The sequence below is a fragment of the Pseudooceanicola sp. NS-SX9 genome (genome assembly GCF_057380705.1).
On the sequence record NZ_CM170818.1, the window covers coordinates 1,389,433 to 1,409,804 of the forward strand.

16 protein-coding genes are annotated in these 20,372 nt (G+C 65.4%); 8 read left to right on the forward strand and 8 right to left on the reverse strand.

Annotated elements, in window-relative coordinates:
* Positions 1–263: 263 nt before the first annotated feature.
* The 3 genes from hemA (at position 264) to ispG (ending at position 4,433) form a co-directional block, all read left to right on the forward strand.
* On the forward strand, positions 264–1,487 hold the full coding sequence (gene hemA / locus AC2ITM_RS06580; protein ID WP_486469024.1) for a 5-aminolevulinate synthase: 1,224 nt from the start codon (positions 264–266) through the stop codon (positions 1,485–1,487).
* A gap of 389 nt (positions 1,488–1,876) precedes the next feature.
* Positions 1,877–3,154, forward strand: coding sequence for a helix-turn-helix domain-containing protein (locus AC2ITM_RS06585; RefSeq protein WP_486469025.1), 1,278 nt, complete (start codon positions 1,877–1,879; stop codon positions 3,152–3,154).
* A 148-nt stretch (positions 3,155–3,302) separates the two neighbouring features.
* The gene (gene ispG / locus AC2ITM_RS06590) at positions 3,303–4,433 is read left to right on the forward strand and encodes a flavodoxin-dependent (E)-4-hydroxy-3-methylbut-2-enyl-diphosphate synthase (protein WP_486469026.1); all 1,131 of its coding nucleotides are present in this window, start codon (positions 3,303–3,305) and stop codon (positions 4,431–4,433) included.
* 542 nt (positions 4,434–4,975) lie between these two features.
* Here ispG and AC2ITM_RS06595 read toward each other — a convergent pair.
* Both AC2ITM_RS06595 and AC2ITM_RS06600 read right to left on the reverse strand, forming a co-directional pair.
* Positions 4,976–5,695, reverse strand: coding sequence for a thioredoxin domain-containing protein (locus AC2ITM_RS06595; protein WP_486469027.1), 720 nt, complete (start codon positions 5,693–5,695; stop codon positions 4,976–4,978).
* A 3-nt stretch (positions 5,696–5,698) separates the two neighbouring features.
* Positions 5,699–6,463 carry a DsbA family protein gene (locus AC2ITM_RS06600; protein WP_486469028.1) on the reverse strand — a complete coding sequence of 255 codons (765 nt, stop codon included), beginning with the start codon at positions 6,461–6,463 and terminating at the stop codon, positions 5,699–5,701.
* A 211-nt stretch (positions 6,464–6,674) separates the two neighbouring features.
* Between AC2ITM_RS06600 and AC2ITM_RS06605 the strand changes: the two genes are divergently transcribed.
* Entirely contained in the window at positions 6,675–7,826 is a 1,152-nt protein-coding gene (locus AC2ITM_RS06605) for a pyridoxal phosphate-dependent aminotransferase (RefSeq protein ID WP_486469029.1), read from the forward strand.
* On the opposite strand, the gene AC2ITM_RS06610 is transcribed toward AC2ITM_RS06605, so the two are convergent.
* Complete coding sequence (locus tag AC2ITM_RS06610; RefSeq protein ID WP_486469030.1) at positions 7,801–8,610, reverse strand: helix-turn-helix domain-containing protein; 810 nt, start codon at positions 8,608–8,610, stop codon at positions 7,801–7,803. The two genes, AC2ITM_RS06605 and AC2ITM_RS06610, sit on opposite strands and share 26 nt — an antisense overlap.
* A 242-nt stretch (positions 8,611–8,852) precedes the next feature.
* Here AC2ITM_RS06610 and AC2ITM_RS06615 point away from each other — a divergent pair, with 242 nt between their 5' ends.
* Positions 8,853–9,266, forward strand: coding sequence for a hypothetical protein (locus AC2ITM_RS06615; RefSeq protein WP_486469031.1), 414 nt, complete (start codon positions 8,853–8,855; stop codon positions 9,264–9,266).
* A gap of 104 nt (positions 9,267–9,370) precedes the next feature.
* Here AC2ITM_RS06615 and ilvN read toward each other — a convergent pair whose 3' ends face one another.
* From ilvN to AC2ITM_RS06640, 5 genes are all read right to left on the reverse strand, one after another.
* A complete protein-coding gene (gene ilvN / locus AC2ITM_RS06620; RefSeq protein WP_486469032.1) occupies positions 9,371–9,934 on the reverse strand; it encodes an acetolactate synthase small subunit in 564 nt (187 codons plus the stop codon).
* Positions 9,935–10,258: 324 nt separating this feature from the next.
* Positions 10,259–12,013: an acetolactate synthase 3 large subunit gene (locus AC2ITM_RS06625; RefSeq protein ID WP_486469033.1), complete on the reverse strand. Its 1,755-nt coding sequence runs from the start codon at positions 12,011–12,013 to the stop codon at positions 10,259–10,261.
* Between the two features lie 394 nt (positions 12,014–12,407).
* Positions 12,408–13,367 (reverse strand): delta-class carbonic anhydrase, encoded by a 960-nt coding sequence (locus AC2ITM_RS06630; RefSeq protein WP_486469034.1) that lies wholly within the window; start codon positions 13,365–13,367, stop codon positions 12,408–12,410.
* Positions 13,368–13,493: 126 nt separating this feature from the next.
* Positions 13,494–14,144, reverse strand: a complete 651-nt coding sequence (locus AC2ITM_RS06635) for a response regulator transcription factor (RefSeq protein WP_486469035.1) — start codon at positions 14,142–14,144, stop codon at positions 13,494–13,496.
* A complete protein-coding gene (locus AC2ITM_RS06640; protein ID WP_486469036.1) occupies positions 14,141–15,571 on the reverse strand; it encodes a cache domain-containing protein in 1,431 nt (476 codons plus the stop codon). Before AC2ITM_RS06640 ends, AC2ITM_RS06635 begins: the two co-directional genes overlap by 4 nt.
* A 281-nt stretch (positions 15,572–15,852) precedes the next feature.
* On the opposite strand from AC2ITM_RS06640, the gene AC2ITM_RS06645 reads away from it, so the two are divergent.
* The 3 genes from AC2ITM_RS06645 to AC2ITM_RS06655 all read left to right on the forward strand — a co-directional run bounded on the left by AC2ITM_RS06645 (position 15,853) and on the right by AC2ITM_RS06655 (position 20,316).
* Positions 15,853–16,935: a TRAP transporter substrate-binding protein gene (locus tag AC2ITM_RS06645; RefSeq protein ID WP_486469037.1), complete on the forward strand. Its 1,083-nt coding sequence runs from the start codon at positions 15,853–15,855 to the stop codon at positions 16,933–16,935.
* A gap of 115 nt (positions 16,936–17,050) precedes the next feature.
* Positions 17,051–17,944 (forward strand): TRAP transporter small permease subunit, encoded by an 894-nt coding sequence (locus tag AC2ITM_RS06650; protein WP_486469038.1) that lies wholly within the window; start codon positions 17,051–17,053, stop codon positions 17,942–17,944.
* 14 nt (positions 17,945–17,958) lie between these two features.
* On the forward strand, positions 17,959–20,316 hold the full coding sequence (locus AC2ITM_RS06655) for a TRAP transporter large permease (RefSeq protein ID WP_486469039.1): 2,358 nt from the start codon (positions 17,959–17,961) through the stop codon (positions 20,314–20,316).
* Positions 20,317–20,372: the final 56 nt, after the last annotated feature.

Below are 20,372 nucleotides of genomic sequence, written 5' to 3' on the forward strand. Positions count from 1 at the left end.
AGCCGGAATGCTGCATTTTTTTTGAAGTGATCGCGCATTGGGCGGAAAATCATGTTAGCGGTCACTTTCTTGTGCGGCGCTTGACTCAGGTCAAGGTGGGCGGGCGCGGCGATCTGTAGCCTGCGGCAAAAGGGGGATGTGGATTTATTTCCATTCCAAACAGACAGGGGGGGTGGTACACCTGACCCGCCTGCGCAAGCAGAAGAAGACCGGTCCTCCGCTAATCTCCGGGCCGGCCCCGACGAGAAGAAGAGAGTAGCCACGTGACGTACGAAGCTCAACTGGACCTGGCCATCGGCAAACTGCACGAGGAAGGTCGTTACCGGACTTTCATCGACATCGTTCGCCACAAGGGCAACTTCCCCCATGCAACCTGGCGCCGTCCCGACGGGACCGAGCGGCCGGTGACCGTATGGTGCGGCAACGACTATCTGGGCATGGGGCAGCATCCGGTGGTGCTGGAGGCCATGCATCAGGCGCTGAACGATGTGGGTGCGGGTTCGGGCGGCACGCGCAACATCTCGGGGACGACGCTGTATCACAAGGCGCTGGAGGCCGAGCTGGCCGACCTGCACGGCAAGGAAGCAGCGCTGGTCTTCTCTTCTGCCTATATTGCCAATGACGCGACGCTTTCGACCCTGCCGACACTGTTCCCCGGCCTGATCATCTATTCGGACGAGCTGAACCATGCCTCGATGATCGAGGGGATCCGCCGCAACGGTGGTGCCAAGCGGATCTTCCGTCACAATGATCTGGCCCATCTGCGCCAGCTGCTGGAAGCCGACGATCCCAAGGCGCCCAAGCTGATCGCATTCGAATCCGTCTATTCCATGGACGGCGATTTCGGCCCGCTGGAGCAGCTGTGCGACCTGGCCGAGGAATTCAACGCCCTGACCTACCTGGACGAGGTCCACGCGGTCGGCATGTACGGTCCCCGCGGTGGCGGCGTCAGCGAACGTGACAACCTGGCGCATCGCATCGACATGATCAACGGCACGCTGGGCAAGGCCTTTGGCGTCTTCGGCGGCTATGTCGCGGCCTCGGCCAAGATGTGCGACGCCATCCGCTCCTATGCGCCGGGCTTTATTTTCACCACCTCGCTGCCGCCCGTTGTGGCGGCGGGGGCGGCGGCCTCGATCCGGCATCTGAAGGGCGACCAGGCGCTGCGCGACCTGCACCAGGAACGCGCCAGCGTCATGAAGACCCGGCTGAAGGGCCTGGGTCTGCCGCTGATCGACCATGGCAGCCATATCGTTCCGGTGATCGTCGGCAATCCGGTGCATACCAAGATGCTGTCGGACATGCTGCTGGAAGATCACGGCATCTACGTCCAGCCGATCAACTATCCGACGGTCAAGCGCGGCACCGAGCGTCTGCGCTTTACCCCCTCGCCGGTGCATGGCCCGCAGGAGCTGGACAAGCTGGTCCGCGCCATGGACCAGCTGTGGTCGCATTGCGCGCTGAACCGCCAGGATCTGGCCGGCTGACATCGCGGCCACTGCAGATTTTGACGCCTGGCCCCTGTGTGGGTCGGGCGTCTGCCGTTCCGGGCGCCGCGCGAAAAGTCCTGACGCCGACCCAGACCCGTTAACGATTTATTCAGGCACCTCACGCAATGTTGCGAAAGGGTACGTTCCCGTGGAACCTTGAGCGTGTTTTAAGGGTTCGACTCCCCAGTAAAGGCGCAATGCCTCCGGAGCATTTCCCGGAGGGACCCAACTCTTAGTCCCCGTGCGCGGTCACACGCCGAAATCTTGGTGTGGGGCCGGCAAGTCGCCCAATTTGCCTTGAATCATGTTAGTCTCGCGTCAACAAAGAGCGTGACTCGAATCGGGGCTGATCAACGGGTCATGGGGAATTCAACGGGGCAGAAACCATGCGGCGGAAGGCAAAGCCTGGCGGGGATCAGGCTGTTCGGCAGCCACTCGGCTATGATGATTTCGAGGTCACTCTGGGCGACGTGATGCGTGGCGAACGCGCCACGCTGGGCAAGTCGCTTCTGGATGTGCAGCGCGAACTGCGGATCAAGGCGAACTACATCTCGGCGATCGAGAACTGCGATCCCACGGCCTTCGACACGCCCGGGTTCATCTCGGGCTACGTGCGCTCCTATGCGCGCTACCTCGGCATGGAGCCCGAGGCGACCTTCCGCCAGTTCTGCAAGGAAAGCGGCTTTGCCCCGGCGCATGGCATGGCGGCCGAGGCCTCCTCGCGGCCGCGCAATGTCGAGCCGCTGCGCAAGCCCACCCCGCGCGATCCCTTCCTGGCCCCCGAGACCCCTTTCATCCCCGCCGGCGAAAGCTGGTTCAGCCGGATCGAACCTGCGGCCATCGGCTCGGCGCTGGTGCTGATCGCGCTGATCTGCGGTCTGGGCTACGGCGGCTATGCCGTGCTGAACGAGGTCCAGCGGGTCAAGTTCGCCCCGGTGGAAAACACGCCCGACGTGCTGGCCGATCTGGATCCGCTGCAGGCCGCCACCCATCCGACCGAAGATCCGGTGGCCGATGGTCAGGCCACGGCCGGCGTTACCGTCACCCCGGGCGACGCGACCGACCGGCTGTACCGTCCGCAGGCGCTGGACCTGCCGGTCGTGGCTTCGCGCGATGCGCCGATCGCCACGCTGAACCCGGCGCAGATCGGCACCTTCATCAACGATCCCTCGACCACGGCCGACGTGGCCGCCAATGCCGCCGCCAACCCCCAGTCCCCCGAGGATCTGGCCGCCGCCGCCGCCCTGGGCGTGACGGCGCAGGGTGCCGATGGCAAGCCGCTGCCGCAGCCGCAGGTCGTGGCCGCCGCAAAGCCCGGCGTGACGCTGGTCGCGGTGCGCCCGGCCTGGGTGCGCGTGACCGCCGCCAACGGCACCGTGCTGCTGGAAAAGACCATGGCCTCGGGCGAGAGTTTCGCCCTGCCCACAACCGAGGAACCCGCCCATCTGCGCGCCGGCATGGCCGGTTCGATCTATTTCGCAGTGAACGGCAGCTACTACGGTCCGGCGGGCAAGGGCTCCAGCGTGGTGAAGAACGTCGCGCTTTCCGCGGATGATCTGGAAAAATCCTACAAGGTCGCGGATCTTTCCGCCGATCCGACCGCCAAGAAGGTGATCTCGGTCGTGGCCGAGGCCGATCTGCCGCAGGACAAGCAGCCGGACTAAGCGCTGCGTGAGCGACCTGTCTGACGCGCCCGGGATCCCAGCGGTTCCGGGCGCGTTGCGTTGCGGGACCCTGCCAAGCAACCCGCCATGCGATTGCACCTGCGGTGGGGAAGGTTTATCTCTGCCCCGAGCCGGAAGAGGATCTCTCATGTCGCATAATCCCGTTCGCCCCTGGCGCAACATCGACCGCCGGAAAAGCCGCCAGATCATGGTGGGCAATGTGCCGGTGGGGGGTGATGCGCCGATTTCGGTCCAGACGATGACCAACACCGTCACCACCGACATTGCGGGCACCATCGCGCAGGTGCAGCGGGCGGCCGAAGCGGGCGCCGACATCGTGCGCGTGTCCGTCCCCGACGAGGCCTCGGCCCGCGCCCTGAAAGAGATCGTCCGGGAAAGCCCGGTGCCGATCGTGGCGGACATCCATTTCCACTACAAGCGCGGCATCGAGGCCGCCGAGGCGGGCGCTGCCTGTCTGCGCATCAACCCCGGCAATATCGGCGATGAAAAGCGCGTGGCCGAGGTGATCCGCGCCGCGCGCGACCACAATTGCTCGATCCGGATCGGGGTGAACGCGGGCAGCCTGGAAAAGCACCTTTTGGAAAAATACGGTGAACCCTGCCCGGATGCGATGGTGGAATCCGGTCTGGATCACATCAAGATCCTGCAGGACCACGATTTCCACGAATTCAAGATCAGCGTGAAGGCCTCCGATGTCTTCATGGCTGCGACCGCCTACCAGATCCTGGCCGAGCAGACCGATGCGCCCATTCACCTTGGCATCACCGAGGCCGGCGGGCTGATGTCGGGCACCATCAAGAGCGCCATCGGCCTGGGCAACCTGCTGTGGATGGGCATTGGCGACACGATCCGCGTGTCCCTGTCGGCCGATCCGGTGGAAGAGGTCAAGGTCGGCTATGAGATCCTGAAATCGCTGGGCCTGCGGCACCGGGGCGTCAACATCATCTCGTGCCCCAGCTGCGCGCGTCAGGGGTTCGACGTGATCAAGACGGTCGAGGCGCTGGAAAAGCGCCTGGAGCACATCAAGACGCCGATGTCGCTGTCGATCATCGGCTGCGTGGTCAACGGCCCGGGCGAGGCGCTGATGACCGATGTGGGCTTTACCGGCGGCGGGGCCGGCAGCGGCATGGTCTATCTGGCGGGCAAAGCCAGCCACAAGATGTCGAACGACCAGATGATCGATCATATCGTCGAAGAGGTCGAGAAACGCGCCGCCGCCATCGAGGACGCGCAGGTGGATCCGCAACCGGCCGAATAGGCTGCGCGGCACGATCTTTGGGAAGGGACGGGGCGGGGGCAATCCCGCCCCTTTTCGCTCCCGGAGAGGGCGGGCAGAGAGGCCATGAGCGTTCCTGTGCATCATCCGGGCCGCGCAGTGGTGGCGCGGGATCTGTGGTCAGGGCGCATTCTGCCGGCCGCAGCATGGCCCTCCAGCTTTGGCCGGACGCACGGCTTTCGGTGCGACGGTGGATATCGGGGCCTGCGGGAATGATGCTTTCGGGCCGCGGTTGCGACGCCCGGCTTTGGGGCTTGCGATAGCGATGCTTTCGGGTGGCTTCTGCGCCTGCGATGCTGTGACGGTCGTTATCGGGGGCTGCGGTGCCGTTGCCTTCGGGCCCTGGTCAGGGCGGTTGCTTCAGCGGATTGCGACGGGGCGGGTTTGGGGGAACGGCTGGCACCGGATCGGGCAGCAGCCGAAACGGGCCCGAGGCGCCCCCCGCCATGGCTTGGGCAGGCCCTCCGCCTTCGCTGCAGCCGGGATCGTCGCCAGGGGCGGTGCGATGAGGCCGGGCGGACCGGCTATTTCAGGTAGCGTTGCAGTACCACCGTCGGCATGGCGCCACGGATCAGCCGGTCGTTCATCACGTAGGAGGGCACGGTATCCAGGCCCAGCTCTCCGAACAGGTCGGCCTGACGGCCCACCGTGTCGACGATGGGCTGGCTTTCGGCGCGCTGGCGCAGGGCGGCCGCATCGACCTTTTCCGCCGCCAGCAGCGCATCCGGGGTCTTGCCCTGCAGCAGCCCGGCGCGGAAGCGGCGGGCGGCCAGCGGACCCTTCTCCTGCGCCAGCACCATGGCCAGGCGGTCGTCGGGGCTGGCATGGGCGCTGCGGATCTCGACCCGAAGGCCAGGATGGGCGGCGGCGATCTGCGCCAGCTCGGCCTCGGCGCGGGGGCAGGCGGGGCAGTCGGCGGCAGTGAAAAGGGTGATCTTCGCCTCGCCCTTGGCGCCATAGCCCTGGGGTGTCGGGCCGAACAGGTCGGCCTCGTGCAGGGTGATGCGCTGCAGGTCGGTGTCGATCTCGGCCTGCAGGGGGGACCAGACGGCGGCGCGCAGGCGGGCCTCGCCGCGTTGCAGGGCGTTCTGGATCAGGTCGGGCTGATCGCGCAGGATGCCGCGCAGTTCCTCGTTGAAAAGGAAGGGGTTGCTGTCCATCGCCTTCTGCCAGGCGGTATCCGCCAGGGTCGGAAGGGGCGCCAGCAGCAGAGCGGCCAGCAACAGGGGGCGAAGCGCGCGCATCGGTCAGTCGGCCCGAACGTCGGCCACCACCTGGCGCATCCCCTCAAGCGGCAGGTAGCCCCGCAGCATGGTGCCCGGCAGCACGAAGGTCGGCGTCCCCTGGACCTGCAGCTTCTGCGCCAGGGCGTGGTTCTCGGCGATCTCGTCGTTGACGGCATCGCTGTCCATCGCCGCCAGGATCGGCTTGGCCTGCAGGCCCAGCCCCGAGGCAAGCCGCCCCAGCCCGGTGTCGTCATAGGGTCCGTCAAAGCTCATCAGCGCGTCATGCACCTGCTTGTACGCCTCGGGGCCGGCGGTGAGGCGGGTGGCAATGGCAAACTTCGAGGCCGTCATGCTGTCGGGCCCGAGGATCGGGAATTCCTTCAGCACAAAGCGGATCCGGCCGTCGGATTTGATCAGGTTCTCGACATCCTCATAGGCGCGGCGGCAGTAGCCGCAGCGGTAGTCCATGAATTCGACCAGGGTGACATCGCCATCGGGATTGCCGCCGGACCAGCTGTAGCCGTCGTGGAAGATGGCCTGCTGGTTGTCCTTGACCAGCGTCTTGTCCGAGGCCTGGGCATTCTGTTCCTGCTGGTCCTTGTAGGCCTGCACGGCCTCGAAGATGACCTCGGGGTGTTCCATCAGGTAGTCGCGGACCTCGGCGCGGAAATCCTCGCGCTCGTCCTCGGTCATGCCGGCCTGGGTGGCGGCCATCGGCGCCGAGGGCACCAGGGCGATCGCCGTGGAGCTGGCCAGGAACAGGGTGCGGAGGAATTTCAGCGTCATGTCACGTCCTTCCGAAGCGGGGTCGAGAGGGCAGGCGCCCGGTGAATTCTGACCACGGGGGCAAGGGTTTGCCCGCGTTTTGCCCAACAGCAAGAGCACATTGGGCGGCTTTTGCCAAGCCGCAGCCACCGCCCCGGGCCGCCGCCATGTTGACCTATCGCGCGGGTCCTGTTGAAACGGCGTTAACTGGAATGCACCATCGGAGATGCTCATGCGTGTTTCAACCCGGGGATCCGTCGATCCGTTCATCGTGATGGATGTCATGAGCCGCGCGGCCGAATGGGAGGCGCAGGGCCGCCGGATTATCCACATGGAGGTGGGCCAGCCCTCGACCCCCGCGCCCGCCGCCGCGCGCGAGGCGCTGAAGCAGGCGCTGGACCGGCAATCGCTGGGCTATTCGCTGTCGCTGGGCATCACCCCCCTGCGCGAACGCATCGCGGCGCTTTACGGGCAATGGTACGATGTCGATCTGGATCCGAACCGCGTGGTGGTGACGACCGGCTCTTCCGGGGCCTTCCTGCTGAGCTTTGCCGCGCTGTTCGATGCGGGCGACCGGGTGGGGATCGGCGCGCCGGGCTATCCGTCCTACCTGCAGCTGCTGAAGGCGTCGAACCTGGATCCCGTGGTGATCGAGACCGCCGCCGAGGCGCGCTTTCAGCCCCGCCCCGAAGATATCGCCCACCGGCGCCTTGCCGGGCTGATGGTGGCCTCGCCCGGGAACCCCTCGGGGACGATGCTGTCGAAGCCCGCGCTGACGGATCTGATGGAGGCCGCGCGCGAACACGGCATCTCGTTGATCTCGGACGAGATCTATCACGGCCTGCATTACGAGGATCGCGCGGTTTCGGCGCTGGAGATCGGGGATGACTGCTATGTCATCAACTCTTTCTCCAAGTATTTCTCGATGACGGGCTGGCGGGTCGGCTGGATGGTGGTGCCGCAGGATCATGTGCGGGTGGTGGAACGGCTGTCGCAGCACATGTTCATCTGCCCGCCCACCGCCAGCCAGGTGGCGGCGCTGGCCGCCCTTGATGCCACCCAGGAGCTGGAGGCGAACCGTGCCGTCTATGCCGCCAACCGCGCGCTGCTGCTGCGCGAGCTGCCGAAGGTGGGCTTTGCCAAGATCGCGCCGCCCGACGGCGGTTTCTACATCTATGCCGATGTCAGCGACATGACCGACGATTCCCGCGCCTTCGCCCGCGAGATCCTGGACGAGGCCGGCGTTGCCGTGACCCCGGGGCTGGATTTCGACAAGGCGCGCGGGCAGGGGACGCTGCGGTTCTCTTACGCCGGTTCGACCGACGACATGCAAGAGGCGATCAGCCGCCTGGGCGCCTTCATGCAGGCGCGGGCTGCGCAGTGAGGGCCAACAGGATGCCGCGGTAGAAGCGCGGCAGGGTGCGGGGCTCTAGCAGGCCGGTGCGGCGTCCGCCGCGCAGGCCGCGCGACAGCGCCGTGCCCAGGTATTCATAAAGGATCGGCTGGCTGACCGGATCGCCGCCCTGAGGGGGCTGGCGGATCACACAGCCGGTCCACAGACCCCGGTCGACATCCGGCAGCGCCGCGTTGACGAAGCAGAAGGTGCTGGTGCCCGCGACCCGACGCGACAGCATGATGCCCACGCCGTTGGACTGCCGGAACACCGAGCCGCGGAATTCCCGGGCCGGTCCGGTCAGCGGCAGGCCCAGGTGGCGTTGCAGCGCTTTCGGCTGGTAGCCGCGCACGAAGGTCTGGCCGTCGCGGCGATAGACCTGCGCCAGCAGTCCCAGGATGCAGCCACAGTCGGTCAACCCGGGGGTCAGGGCGCGGTAAAAGCCGTTCGGAAACACCTCGGGCGGCACGTCGAGGCGCCCGTCATCCAGAAAGCCTGCGACTTCGGGGTGGTTCAGCAGCGCGGTCTGCGGGCGTTCCAGCCGGGCGAGGGGCTCCAGCAGGATGCGGGCATCGGTGCCGAAGAAGGCGCAGATCTTTTCCAGCACCTCGGGGCGCGGATAGCTTTCGCCTGACAGGTAGCGGTTGAACTGCGTCCGGTTGATCCCCAGGTCCCGGCACAGCCCCGAGACCGAGTCGTGCCGGTTGGTCAGCGTCCGCAGGTTGTCGCCGAAGACGGTGCGCAGCGCCTCGGCCCGGCTGTCGTCGTTCGTCATCGCGAAACGGCCCTCCGCGTCGAGAAGACGCAGCTTGTGGCAGCGTACTCACCATTCACCATTGAAAAATACCCGCATTGGACCTTTACTTGGAACAGGCCCTGATCCGAGATCCGGAACAGCCTTAAGAAATATCATATGTTTGATCTGGATCACTGACAACTCGGCAATGGGGCTTCTAAGCTGAATGTGCGATCTACACGTGCTCGGGGGAGGAACGGCGGATGGTGATACGGAATTCGATGCTTGGGATTGTTCTTTGGGTGACGCCAGGACTGAAAACGGCTGTGCTGTGGTGCGAGGATCAGGGGGATCTGGCCTATCTGCAACTAAGCCGCGAGGCGAATGGCACGGATGGGGTCCTGGCAGCCGAACGGCTGGATGCCGGGGATCTGGTGCATTTCGACTTGGTTGTTGAAGGAAATCTTAGGGTTGCGCGGAATGCCCGATTGATCTCGGGCGACTATTCTCCGCAGATCGCGCGGCAGTTGCGCGAGGCGGGCCAGTCGGGCGTCAGCCTGGCGCCTGCTTCGGCCGAACCCTGTCGTATTGCCGACCGGCACGAGGGGCGCGGCAATCCGGCGGTCCGTCGCGCCTGTGCCGATGCCCGGCGCCGCTGGAAGATGGCCCCGGAGGATCGCGTTCTGGTATGCTGAACATATCGCAGGCCGGTGCCGGGGGACGGCGCGGGTCTGCGATGGGCATGAAAAAGGCCGCCCTCCGGATCAGAGGGCGGCCTTTGTCCTTTTTGCCGGAACGCTCAGACTTCGCCGCGCGACAGGGCGGCAACGCCGGTGCGGGCGATCTCGCTCAGGCCGAGGGGGCGCATCAGCTCGGCGAAGGCGTCGATCTTGTCCGGTGCGCCGGTCAGTTCGAAGACAAAGCTTTCCAGCGTCGAATCCACCACCTTGGCGCGGAAGATGTCCGCCAGCCGCAGCGCCTCGACCCGCTTGTCGCCCCCGCCCGAGACCTTGATCAGCGCCAGTTCACGCTCGACCGAGGGGCCCTCGACCGTCAGGTCGTTGACCTGGTGCACGGGGATGATGCGGCCCAGCTGCGCCTTGATCTGTTCGATCACCAGCGGCGTGCCGCGGGTCACGATGGTGATGCGGCTCCGCTTGCCGGTGTGGTCCACCTCGGCGACGGTCAGGCTTTCGATGTTATAGCCGCGACCTGAGAACAGCCCGATGACCCGGGCTAGAACCCCTGCTTCGTTGTCGACCAGCACTGCCAGAGTGTGCTGTTCCACCGCGTCGCCATAGGTCGGACGCAGGTTGTAGGCGGAATGGCTGGTTGCGCCCTTCTTGATATGGAGTGCGTTCATGTTCTTTACCTTAAGATTAAGATGTCAGCCGTCTGCGGGCTGTCTTAAGTTGATCTTCGGTGAAAAGGGCCCGCCACTCGGGTTGCTGAACCAAGGCTTCGACTGTCAGATCCTTACGGTTCTTCAGGGCAAGTTGAGTGAAGCCTTCAGAGACTGCCGTTGGCTTGCTGTCCAAGAGATATCGCGCTGTCGCCAGCCCGCCCCGTGTCTGAACCATCTGAAGGAAACGGGTTGCCGTGTAGCCAGTTTCAGACTTTGCCAGATGATAGATTTCCACCATGGCAGTATGAAATCGTTTCTCGAGTTCAGCGGTCCCCATCTTCCTTACACCAGCACCGCGCCGTCCGACTGGATCGCGCCCTCGGTCGAGGCATCGCCCAGCAGCATCTCGTTATGCGCCTTGCCCGACGGGATCATCGGGAAGCAGTTCTCGTGCTTCTCGACCAGGCAATCAAAGATCACCGGCCCGTCGTAATTGATCATCTCCATGATCGCGTCATCCAGATCCGCGGGATCCGAGCACTGGATGCCCTTGGCACCGAAGGCCTCGGCCAGCTTGACGAAATCGGGCAGCGATTCCGACCAGCTGGAGGAATAGCGCTCGCCGTGCAGCAGCTGCTGCCACTGGCGCACCATGCCCAGGCGTTCGTTGTTCAGGATGAACTGCTTGACCGGCAGACGGTACTGCATCGCCGTGCCCATCTCCTGCATGTTCATCAGCCACGAGGCCTCGCCCGCGACGTTGATCACCAGCGCCTCGGGGTGGGCCTGCTGGACGCCGACGGAGGCCGGGAAGCCATAGCCCATCGTGCCCAGGCCACCCGAGGTCATCCAGCGGTGCGGTTCCTCGAAATGCAGGAACTGCGCGGCCCACATCTGGTGCTGGCCCACTTCGGTGGTGATGTAGCGATCCATCCCCTTGGTCAGCGCTTCCAGACGCTCAAGCGCGTACTGCGGCTTGATGATCTTGTCGGAATTCTTGTAGGTCAGGCACTTGACCTCTTTCCAGCCGTCGATCTTCTTCCACCACTTGGCCAGGGCCTCGCGGTCCATCTTGCGGCCGCGCGCCTTCCAGACCTTCAGCATGTCTTCCAGCACATGGGCCACGTCGCCGATGATCGGGTAATCCACGCGGATGACCTTGTTGATCGACGAGGGGTCGATGTCGATATGGACCTTCTTCGATTTCGGGCTGAAGGCATCGGTGCGGCCGGTGATGCGGTCATCGAAACGGGCACCGATGCAGATCATCAGGTCGCAGTCATGCATGGCCATGTTGGCCTCGTAAAGGCCATGCATCCCCAGCATCCCCAGCCACTTGTCGCCCGAGGCCGGGTAGGCGCCCAGACCCATCAGCGTCGAGGTGATCGGCGCGCCGGTGGCCTCGACCAGCTCGCGCAGCAGCTGGCTGGCGGCAGGACCCGAGTTGATGACGCCGCCACCGGTGTAGAAGACCGGGCGCTTGGCGGTTTCCAGCGCCGCGATGACCTCGGTGATCTCTTCCAGGTCGCCCTTCAGCTGCGGCTGGTAGCGGTATTCGGTCTTTTTCGGCGGCGCGATATAGGTGCCGGTGGCGAACTGCACGTCCTTCGGAATGTCCAGCAGCACCGGACCCGGACGGCCCGAGGTCGCGACATGGAAGGCCTGATGCATCAGGCGCGGCAGGTCGTCGGTCTCGCGGACCAGCCAGTTGTGCTTGGTGCAGGGGCGGGTGATGCCAACGGTATCAGCCTCCTGGAAGCCATCGGTGCCGATCATGAAGGTCGGAACCTGGCCCGACAGCACGACCAGCGGGATCGAGTCGAGCAGCGCATCGGTCAGCCCGGTGACGGCGTTCGTCGCCCCCGGCCCCGAGGTCACCAGCGCGACGCCCGGCTTGCCGGTCGAGCGGGCATAGCCCTCGGCTGCGTGCAGCGCCGCCTGTTCGTGCCGCACCAGGATGTGACGGATGTCGTTCTGCTGGAAGATCTCGTCATAGATCGGCAGAACGGCGCCGCCGGGATAGCCGAAAATCGTGTCCACGCCCTGATCCTTCAGAGCCTGGACAATCATCTTCGCCCCAGTCATCTGCCGTGCCATCATCTTCTCCTCGTGTCGCGCCGTGGCGCTCTCAACTCATATTCGGGTACGAAAAAGCCCCCGGCGGGATCGACCGGGGGCGCATGGGGTCCTGAACGGGTTTCCGGTGATTACCGGCCCATGCGCCTTTCCTCTACGATAATTACTAGGGTCATCATGACGCCCGGGCTCCTTCGTTGGTACAGGGGTGATATGGGTTGACCTCCCAAAGGTCAACCGCCTTTTCCACGTAAAAATGTCGCGGCGAGCATATTTTCTTTTCGAAAGTTGCGTGAAATTGCCGTTCTCTTTTCGGAAAACCCGAAAGGGGACGAAAGTCGCGCCGAATCCCAGGAAAACAAGGCCGGGCGGCGTGGTGCCGCCCGGGTTCAAGATCCGGTGACGGCTGTCCCGTTCACTCGATCATCGGGGCCAGAAGTTCGGGGGCGGTGACCAGTTCACGCACGCCGTGGGAATGGTCTTCCTGAAAGACATTGCCCTGCGCCGCCCAGTTGTAGAGCGAGCTGATGTCCAGTCGGGCGCAGCGCGGGCGCACCGACCAGGTGACCTGCAGCGGAGAGCACACGGCCTGGGTATAGTTCGGCCCGGTGGTCGAGCCACGGAAGGTCACCGGCGTGCCGGTATCAAGCGGCAGCGCCTTGGGCTGCGGCCGGCCGCCCGCCATGTGGCCGCCATAGGTGAAATTGGCGAAGTTCAGGGCGAAGGGATCGTTGACGACAAGGAAGACCTGGGATTCGACCCGCAGCGTCGGGTTCGAGCAGCTCTCGGACAGGCAGGCCCCCAGCCCCTTGCCGGGCTGCACGTCGCAGGAGGAATAGACCCAGTGGACCTCGATCGTGTCGCCGGGCTTGACGCCATGGAACGGCCCGTGGCCGAAGGCGGGGTCTTTCAGTTCGGCCGCGCTCAGATGATCCGACCCCTCGCATTTGTAGCCGCCCGCCTCGGGGTCCGGCGAGCGGATCGAGAACCCCGGCCCCTTGTGTTCGGCATTGGTATGGGTGTGGATGTTGCACAGGTTCATCAGCTGCGGCGGCGGGGCCAGCGGGAAGAACTGGCTGTTGCTACCGCCCCGCATGGCGATGTCGCGCGGGGTCTGCGGCCCGAAGCCCCGGCAGATCCCGCCGTCGGGCGAGGGCGGCGGCGCATGCGCGGGGGCGGCGTCATGGGTTGCGGGGGCCGGCGCGGCATGGGCCGCAGGGGCTGGTGCGGCGTGGGCCGCGGGGGGCGGCGCTGCCGCATGGCTGTCGGCGGCATGATCGGTCGAGGCCAGCGCGCTGGCGGGCAGGGCCAGGGCCAGCAGCAGCGCCAGGCGGGCCGGCACGAGAGAGGTCGGGGCAGGACGGGTCGGGAACATGGCGCCTCCGGGAACGGGAACCCCACCTGAATAGGCCCGCGACCTTTCCCACCCCTTGCCACCCGCCGGTATTTGTACCCCAAGGTTAATGGGATCAATTGTGCCCCGCAACGCCCTGTCAGGACGTCAGAATTTCCGCCCCGTTCCCTGTAGGACGCCATGCTGCATGGCATATTGCGTCAGCCCCGCGGTCGAGGAAATCCCCAGCTTTTGCCGCAAGTTCTTGCGATGCGTCTCGACCGTGCGCACCGAGATGTCGAGCTCGATCGCCACTTCCTTGTTGCTCTTGCCCTGCGCGAGGGCCAGCAGGATGGTCTGTTCGCGGTTGGTCAGGTGGCCGCCCTCGCGCCGCGGCGCCAGGGACCCCTGCGCCCCGGTGCACAGGTAGCGTTCCCCCTGCATGACGGCATCGATGGCGCGCTTGATCTCGTCCGTGGGCACGTCCTTCAGCACATAGCCCTGGGCGCCATGGTCCAGCGCGGTCTGGATGTATTCGGGGCTGTCGTGCATCGACAGGATCAGGATGCGCAGCTCGGGATGGGTTTCCAGCAGGATCTCGCAGGCGGTCAGGCCGCCCATCTCGGGCATGTTCAGATCCAGCAGGATCACGTCGGGCGCGATCCCCGAGACCGCCTCGATGATGGCGCGGCCAGTGCCGTAGGTGCCCACGACCTCGATATCGTCGAAGCTTTCCAGGATCGCCTCGATGCCTTCGGCGACCATCGGGTGGTCGTCGACGATGGCCACGCGGGTGGGCGGGCGGCTGTCTGGGGTCATGCGCTTTCCTTTCGCGGGGCGGTCCCGTCCGAGGCGGCGGAAGGGGCCTTGATCTGCGACAGCGGCAGCGTCACCTCGATCTGGGTGCCGCTGCGCGAGGTGGTGATCTTCAGCGCGCCGTCCATCTGGTCGACGCGCTCTTGCATGTTGCGCAGGCCGATGCCGGTGCGGCCGGTGCGCGGGCGTTCCGCGCGGATGCCCTGGCCGTTGTCGCCGATGCGTAGCGTGACGCCGGTGCGGTGGCCGCGCAGATCCATCGTGACCTCGGTCGCGCCGGCGTGGCGTTCGACATTGGTCAGCGCCTCCTGGGCGATGCGATACAGCGCGATCTTGGCATTGTCGTCCAGCCGGTTGCGGAACACCACGGTCGAGAAGACGCAGCTGATGCCGGTGCGGGCCTGGAAATCCTCGACCAGGGTCTTCAGCGCCGGGCCAAGGCCCAGATCGTCCAGCACGCCCGGGCGCAGGTCGCGGCTGATCCGGCGGACCTCCTGGATGGCATCGCCCAGGCCCGACATGGCGCGTTCCAGCGTCTCGCGGCCGCGCGCATCGCCCGCATCAATGCGCCGCTTGGCACTGTCGAGGCCATAGCGCACCCCCACCAGAAGCTGGGAAATCCCGTCGTGCAATTCGCGCGCGACGCGGCCGCGTTCCTCTTCCTGGGCATCGAAGACACGCTGCGTCAGCTCTTTCAGCTTGGCATCGGCCAGGCGCCGTTCACGCAGGTTCATCAGCAACCCCGAGGCAAAGACCAGCAGCAGCGCGCCGCCGGTGATGGCCCCGATGTACAGGAAGGTCCGCCGCACCCGCTGTTCCACATCCGCCCGGGCCGCCGCGGTCGATGCCAGGATGTCGTCGATGAAGACCCCGGTGCCCATCGCCCATTTCCACGAATGCAGCGCGGTGACATAGCTGACCATCATCGCCTCGCGCCCGGTCGAGGGCTTGGGCCACAGATGCGTCACATAGCCGGTCCCCTCGCGGGCGGTGTCGATGAACTCCTGCACCACCGGTTCGCCATTGCCGTCGCGCAGGTCCCACCAGTTGCGGTTGATCATCCAGGTCTGGCGCGGCGACACCAGGTTGGTGCCGTTGTAATCGTAGACGAAGAAAAAGCCGTCCTCGCCATAGGTCATGGCCGACAGGATCTGCTTGACCTCTTCCTTGGCGGCCACATCATCGGGCCCGGCCATGCCGTAGATCCGGTTAAAGCCGTTGCGGGCCTGGGTGACATAGTTGCGCAGTTCGGCCTTCTTGGCCTCGATCATCTGGTGTTCCAGCGCGGCGATCTCGCGCTCGGACAGGGCGCGGGCCTGTTCCACCACCAGCCAGGAAATCGCCGCCACCGCCAGGATGAGGGGCAGCGTCGCCAGAAGAAAGATCTTCTGGCCGTAGCTGGGGCGGACATGGCGCAACAACCTGTGCATGAATTTGCCTTACCCGGGCCGTCAGGGTGATTCCCAGCATCGCGGTTTTTTCGTCACGTCACATGCGACCATTCACCCGGACAGTTTCGCACATCCGGGCTTGACCTTTTGCGGCATCTCGGGGGGTGCGCGATTTGCCCGGTATTTTTCAACAAGAAACCGTGCCATCTACGCAATCCTTGGTATTTCACCGTTTCGTGAGCTTCGCTAGCGTCCGCCCTATTGCAACGACGCGCCCCGCCGGAGGAGGCAGGGGCGCCGGTAAGGGGAGGAGAAGACCCATGGATCGCCGTTCTTTTCTGAGGACCTCGGCCTTCGGGGGCACCGCAGCCGCAGCCGCCTCGCTGGCCGCACCCGCCATCGCGCAGGGCAACGTCAAGCTGACCATGGTCACCACCTGGCCGCGGGGCCTGGCGGGCGTGTGGGATTCGGTCGAGCGTTTCAGCAATTCCGTCAACGAGATGTCGGGCGGTTCGATCACCATCGAGGCGAAGGCCGCAGGCGAGCTGGTCGGCGCGCTTGAGGTCTTCGATGCCGTCACCTCGGGGCAGGCGGACATGTATCACGGGGCGGATTACTATTTCGTCGGCCAGCATCCGGCCTTCGCCTATTTCACCACCGTGCCCTTCGGCATGACCGCCCCCGAGATGATGACCTGGTACTATGCCAACGGCGGCATGAAGCTGCACCACGAGCTGGGCGAAGTCTTTGGCCTGAAAAGCTTTATCGCGGGCCAGACCGGCGCGCAGGGTGGCGGCTGGTTCCGCAATCCGATCAAGTCTGCCGATGACTTCAAGGGGCTGAAGTTCCGCATGCCGGGTCTGGGCGGGCAGGCGCTGGCCAAGCTTGGCGCCTCGGTGCAGGTGCTGCCCGGCGGCGAGATCTACCAGGCGCTGTCGACCGGGGCGCTGGACGGCACGGAATGGATCGGCCCCTGGTCGGACGAAAAGCTGGGCCTGCAGGAAGTCTGCAAGAACTACTATCCCGCCGGCTTCCACGAACCGGGCGCCGCGCTGTCGGTCGCCTGCAACCTGGAGGTCTTCAACGGCCTGACCGCCGCCCAGCAGAAGATCATCGAGATCGCCGCCGGCGAGGCGCATCAGAACAACTATGCGCTGTTCATCGCCAACAACGGCCCGGCGCTGAAGCGTCTGCAGTCCTCGGGCGTGCAGGTGCAGGAATTCCCCGATGACGTGTGGGATGCCTTCGGCGCCGCCTCGAAAGAGGTTCTCGACGGGTTCATGGGCGACAGCATGTTCGCCGATATCCGCAAGAGCGCCGAGGAATCGATGACCGCCACCGCCGCATGGACCTCGGTTTCGGACGCCGCCTACGTGGCGCAGCGGACCCGCGTCGACGGCTGATCGCGGGGGCGATCCCCATCACCACGGCTGACGGGCTGCGCATCCGGGGATGCGCGGCCCTTTCCAGACTTGCGCCCATTGGGGCGCACCATTTGCAACAGGGGGGAGGGACGCGATGCTGGGTGCATTCGTCTGGCTCGTCGCGCAGCTGGGCCTTGGCTTCTACCACATCGGCTATGCCGTCACCCATCCGGGGCTGTGGCTGAACTGGTCCGACCGCGAGGCGCTGATCCGTTTCATCTATTATGGTGGCTCGAAAGAGCTGCTCTTTGCCTTCATCGACATTTTCCTGGTGGTCACCATCATCGGGTTGATCTGGCGCGGCTTCATGTGGGGCTGCGTGCGGGTGCTCGAGGGGCTGGCCAATGCTGTCGGCCGCACCGCCGCCTGGGCCGGGCTGATCATGGTCGGCCAGCAGATCATCATCGTCTTCGTGCAGTCGATCTTCCGCAAGGGAGAGATCGTCATCGCCCCCTTCGGCATGGGCTTTGCCCAGTCGCTGACCTGGTATGCCGAAAGCCTCAAGTTCTGGAACGCCGCCGTGGTGGCGCTGTGCGTGGCCTATACCTTCGTGCAGGGCGGCCATGTGCGGGTCGACCTGATCTATGCCCCGATCGGCCACCGCGCCAAGCGGGCGGTCGACATGTTCGGGTCGCTGTTCTTCATGATCCCGGTGGCGATGCTGACCTGGATGTATTCGTGGTTCTTCCTGTGGCGGCATCTGGTCACGCCCAAGGTCTCGGCCACCGACAAGCTGGAGCTGATGCTGAAGAAGGCCCGGATCGTGAAATGGAACGTCGAGACGATCGGTTTCAGCCCGGACGGGTTCAACGCCTATTTCCTCTTCAAGATCCTCATCCTGTGCTTCATTGGCCTCGTCGTCCTGCAGGCGGTCAGCTTCTTCTACCGCTCGCTGCTGGAATTCCGCGAGGGCCCCGAAAGCATCGACCGTTACCGCGACCGCGACACGCTGGGCGCGGGCGAAGAAGCCTATGAAGGCACGCATTAAGGGGCTGACACACCATGCTTTTCGGACTTGATGGCGTCGAGATCGGCCTGATCATCGTCTTCCTTTCCCTGTTTGCCGGGATCCTGTCGGGCTTCCCGGTGGCCTTTGCCATTCCCGGCGCGGGGCTGTTTGCCTTCGCGATCATCGCCTATCTGGATGCCAACGGGCTGCTGGTGCACCAGGCCATCGACACCGGATCAGAGGCCTACCGGGCGCTGCTGGCCACCGGCGTCAATGCCGATCACGTCACGGCCTTCCGCTACCCGGACCTGCCGACCCTGGCGCAGCCGCTGTTCGAGCGCGGCTGGGACACCGCCATGGACCGCAACATCTCGTTCATCGTGAACCGCATGAACGAACGCGTCTTCGCCGGCCAGTCGATCGAGACCCTGCTGGCGGTGCTGATGTTCGTCATGATGGGCATCGTGCTGGAGCGCTCGAAGATCGCCAATGACCTGCTGACCACCATGGCGCGCGTCTTCGGGCCGCTGCCGGGGGGGCTTGCGGTGTCGGTCGTGGTGGTGGGCGCCTTCCTTGCGGCCTCGACCGGGATCGTCGGCGCGACGGTGGTGACGATGGGCCTGCTGTCGCTGCCCACCATGCTGCGCAACGGCTATTCGGCGGAACTGTCGACCGGCGTCATCGCGGCCTCGGGGACGCTGGGGCAGATCATCCCGCCCTCGATCGTGATCGTGCTGCTGGGGACGCTGGCGGGCGATCTCTATTCCTCCTCGCAGGAGGCCCGCGCCCAGGCTCTGGGCTGCACCGATGCGCTGACCTACCTCGGCAAGCCCGCGGTGGTCTCGGTCGGGACGCTGTTCCAGTCGGCGATGCTGCCGGGGATCCTGCTGGCGGTGCTCTATGCCGCCTATGCCTTCGGCTATGCGGTGCTGAACCCGAAGAAGGCGCCCGCCGTGCGCGTGCCGGCCGCGTCCAGCGGCGATGTGATCACCCGTGGCGAAGGCCTGACCTGGTTCCTGGCGGTGCCGCTGCTGATCGTCGCCGTGACCTTCCTGCTGATGCAGGTGCATGTCGTGGGCTCTCAGGACCTGACGGTGTCGAACTTCAGCGCCGCCGGTCAGGATGCGATCCTGCGCACCAATGTCTCTGACAGCTGCAAGAGCGCGATGATCGCCCTGCACGGACAGGAGACCTGGGACCTTGCCGTCCAGCAGGCCAAGCAGATCGCGGCCTCGGGCGGGGTCGAGCAGTCGCATCGCCTGAGCGCCGAAGAGATCGCCGCCGCCGTCACCGCCAAGGCCGAGGCCGCGGCCCCCATCGGCACCGGTCTTGCGGTGATCATCGTGCTGCTGGGGATCACGCTGGCCGCGGCGCGCGGCGCGCGTCCCACCGACAACCCGCTGCCGCTGATCATCGGGGCCTGCGGCCTGGCGGTCGCGGCGCTGCTGGACATCGTCTTCCTGCCGGCCACGGCCAGCGCGGGGGTCTGGGTGCTGGTGCTGGCGCTGCCGCTGCTGGTCGCCCTCTGGGGCGTCAAGCACGCCGCCCTGCGTCTGGCGCAGAACGAACTGGTTCGCGTGGTCTTCCCGCCGCTGATGCTGATCGTGGCGGTGCTGGGCTCGATCCTGGGGGGCATCACCAACCCGACGCCGGCGGCGGCCCTTGGGGCAGGGGGCGCCATCATGCTGGCCGCCTACCGCAAGCTGGAACAGGAGGGCAGCTCTCGCCGGGTGATCCTGTGGGCCACGTTCGCGCTGATCGGGATGATCCTGCTGGGCGCCAATTTCGACCTGCGGATCAACCAGGATGTCGTGCCGCTGCAAAGCTGGGTGGCCTATATCGCGGCCTTCGCCTGCTACATCATGGCGGGCATCGGGCTGATCTACTCGGGCTGGGTGCTGTGGCGCACCGGCGTGCTGAAGCCGGTGGTGCGCGAAACCGCCAAGGTCACCTCGATGGTCTTCACCATCCTGGTGGGCTCGCAGCTGCTGAACCTGGTGATCATCTCGTTCGGCGGGGAGCATTACATCCAGGACTTCCTGAAAAGCTTCGACAGCGAATTCCAGGTCTTCCTGATCGTGATGCTGGTGCTCTTCGTGCTGGGCTTCGTGCTCGACTTCCTCGAGATCATCTACATCGTGATCCCGATCGTCGGCCCGGTGATCTATGGCGGCACCTTCGATCCGAAATGGGTGACGATCATGATCGCGGTGAACCTGCAGACCAGCTTCCTGACACCACCCTTCGGCTTTGCGCTGTTCTACCTGCGCGGCGTGGCGCCCGCCAGCGTCACCACCGGCGACATCTACCGCGGCGTGGTGCCCTTCGTGCTGATCCAGGTGGCGGGGCTGATGCTTCTGTGGTTCGTGCCGCAGATCGTCACCGTGGTCCCGGACCTGCTGGGCCGCTGAGGCGCCCCGTCGCAAACGACAACGGCCGCAGGGAACCCTGCGGCCGTTGCGCTTTC

Excerpts from the sequence above, each read along its gene's own strand:
- AC2ITM_RS06585 (WP_486469025.1), top strand. The coding sequence starts at position 1,877 with ATGCGGCGGAAGGCAAAGCCTGGCGGGGATCAGGCTGTTCGGCAGCCA.
- ispG (WP_486469026.1), top strand. The coding sequence starts at position 3,303 with ATGTCGCATAATCCCGTTCGCCCCTGGCGCAACATCGACCGCCGGAAA.
- AC2ITM_RS06595 (WP_486469027.1), bottom strand. The coding sequence starts at position 5,695 with ATGCGCGCGCTTCGCCCCCTGTTGCTGGCCGCTCTGCTGCTGGCGCCC.
- AC2ITM_RS06600 (WP_486469028.1), bottom strand. The coding sequence starts at position 6,463 with ATGACGCTGAAATTCCTCCGCACCCTGTTCCTGGCCAGCTCCACGGCG.
- AC2ITM_RS06605 (WP_486469029.1), top strand. The coding sequence starts at position 6,675 with ATGCGTGTTTCAACCCGGGGATCCGTCGATCCGTTCATCGTGATGGAT.
- AC2ITM_RS06610 (WP_486469030.1), bottom strand. The coding sequence starts at position 8,610 with ATGACGAACGACGACAGCCGGGCCGAGGCGCTGCGCACCGTCTTCGGC.
- AC2ITM_RS06615 (WP_486469031.1), top strand. The coding sequence starts at position 8,853 with ATGCTTGGGATTGTTCTTTGGGTGACGCCAGGACTGAAAACGGCTGTG.
- ilvN (WP_486469032.1), bottom strand. The coding sequence starts at position 9,934 with ATGAACGCACTCCATATCAAGAAGGGCGCAACCAGCCATTCCGCCTAC.
- AC2ITM_RS06625 (WP_486469033.1), bottom strand. The coding sequence starts at position 12,013 with ATGGCACGGCAGATGACTGGGGCGAAGATGATTGTCCAGGCTCTGAAG.
- AC2ITM_RS06630 (WP_486469034.1), bottom strand. The coding sequence starts at position 13,367 with ATGTTCCCGACCCGTCCTGCCCCGACCTCTCTCGTGCCGGCCCGCCTG.
- AC2ITM_RS06635 (WP_486469035.1), bottom strand. The coding sequence starts at position 14,144 with ATGACCCCAGACAGCCGCCCGCCCACCCGCGTGGCCATCGTCGACGAC.
- AC2ITM_RS06640 (WP_486469036.1), bottom strand. The coding sequence starts at position 15,571 with ATGCACAGGTTGTTGCGCCATGTCCGCCCCAGCTACGGCCAGAAGATC.
- AC2ITM_RS06645 (WP_486469037.1), top strand. The coding sequence starts at position 15,853 with ATGGATCGCCGTTCTTTTCTGAGGACCTCGGCCTTCGGGGGCACCGCA.
- AC2ITM_RS06650 (WP_486469038.1), top strand. The coding sequence starts at position 17,051 with ATGCTGGGTGCATTCGTCTGGCTCGTCGCGCAGCTGGGCCTTGGCTTC.
- AC2ITM_RS06655 (WP_486469039.1), top strand. The coding sequence starts at position 17,959 with ATGCTTTTCGGACTTGATGGCGTCGAGATCGGCCTGATCATCGTCTTC.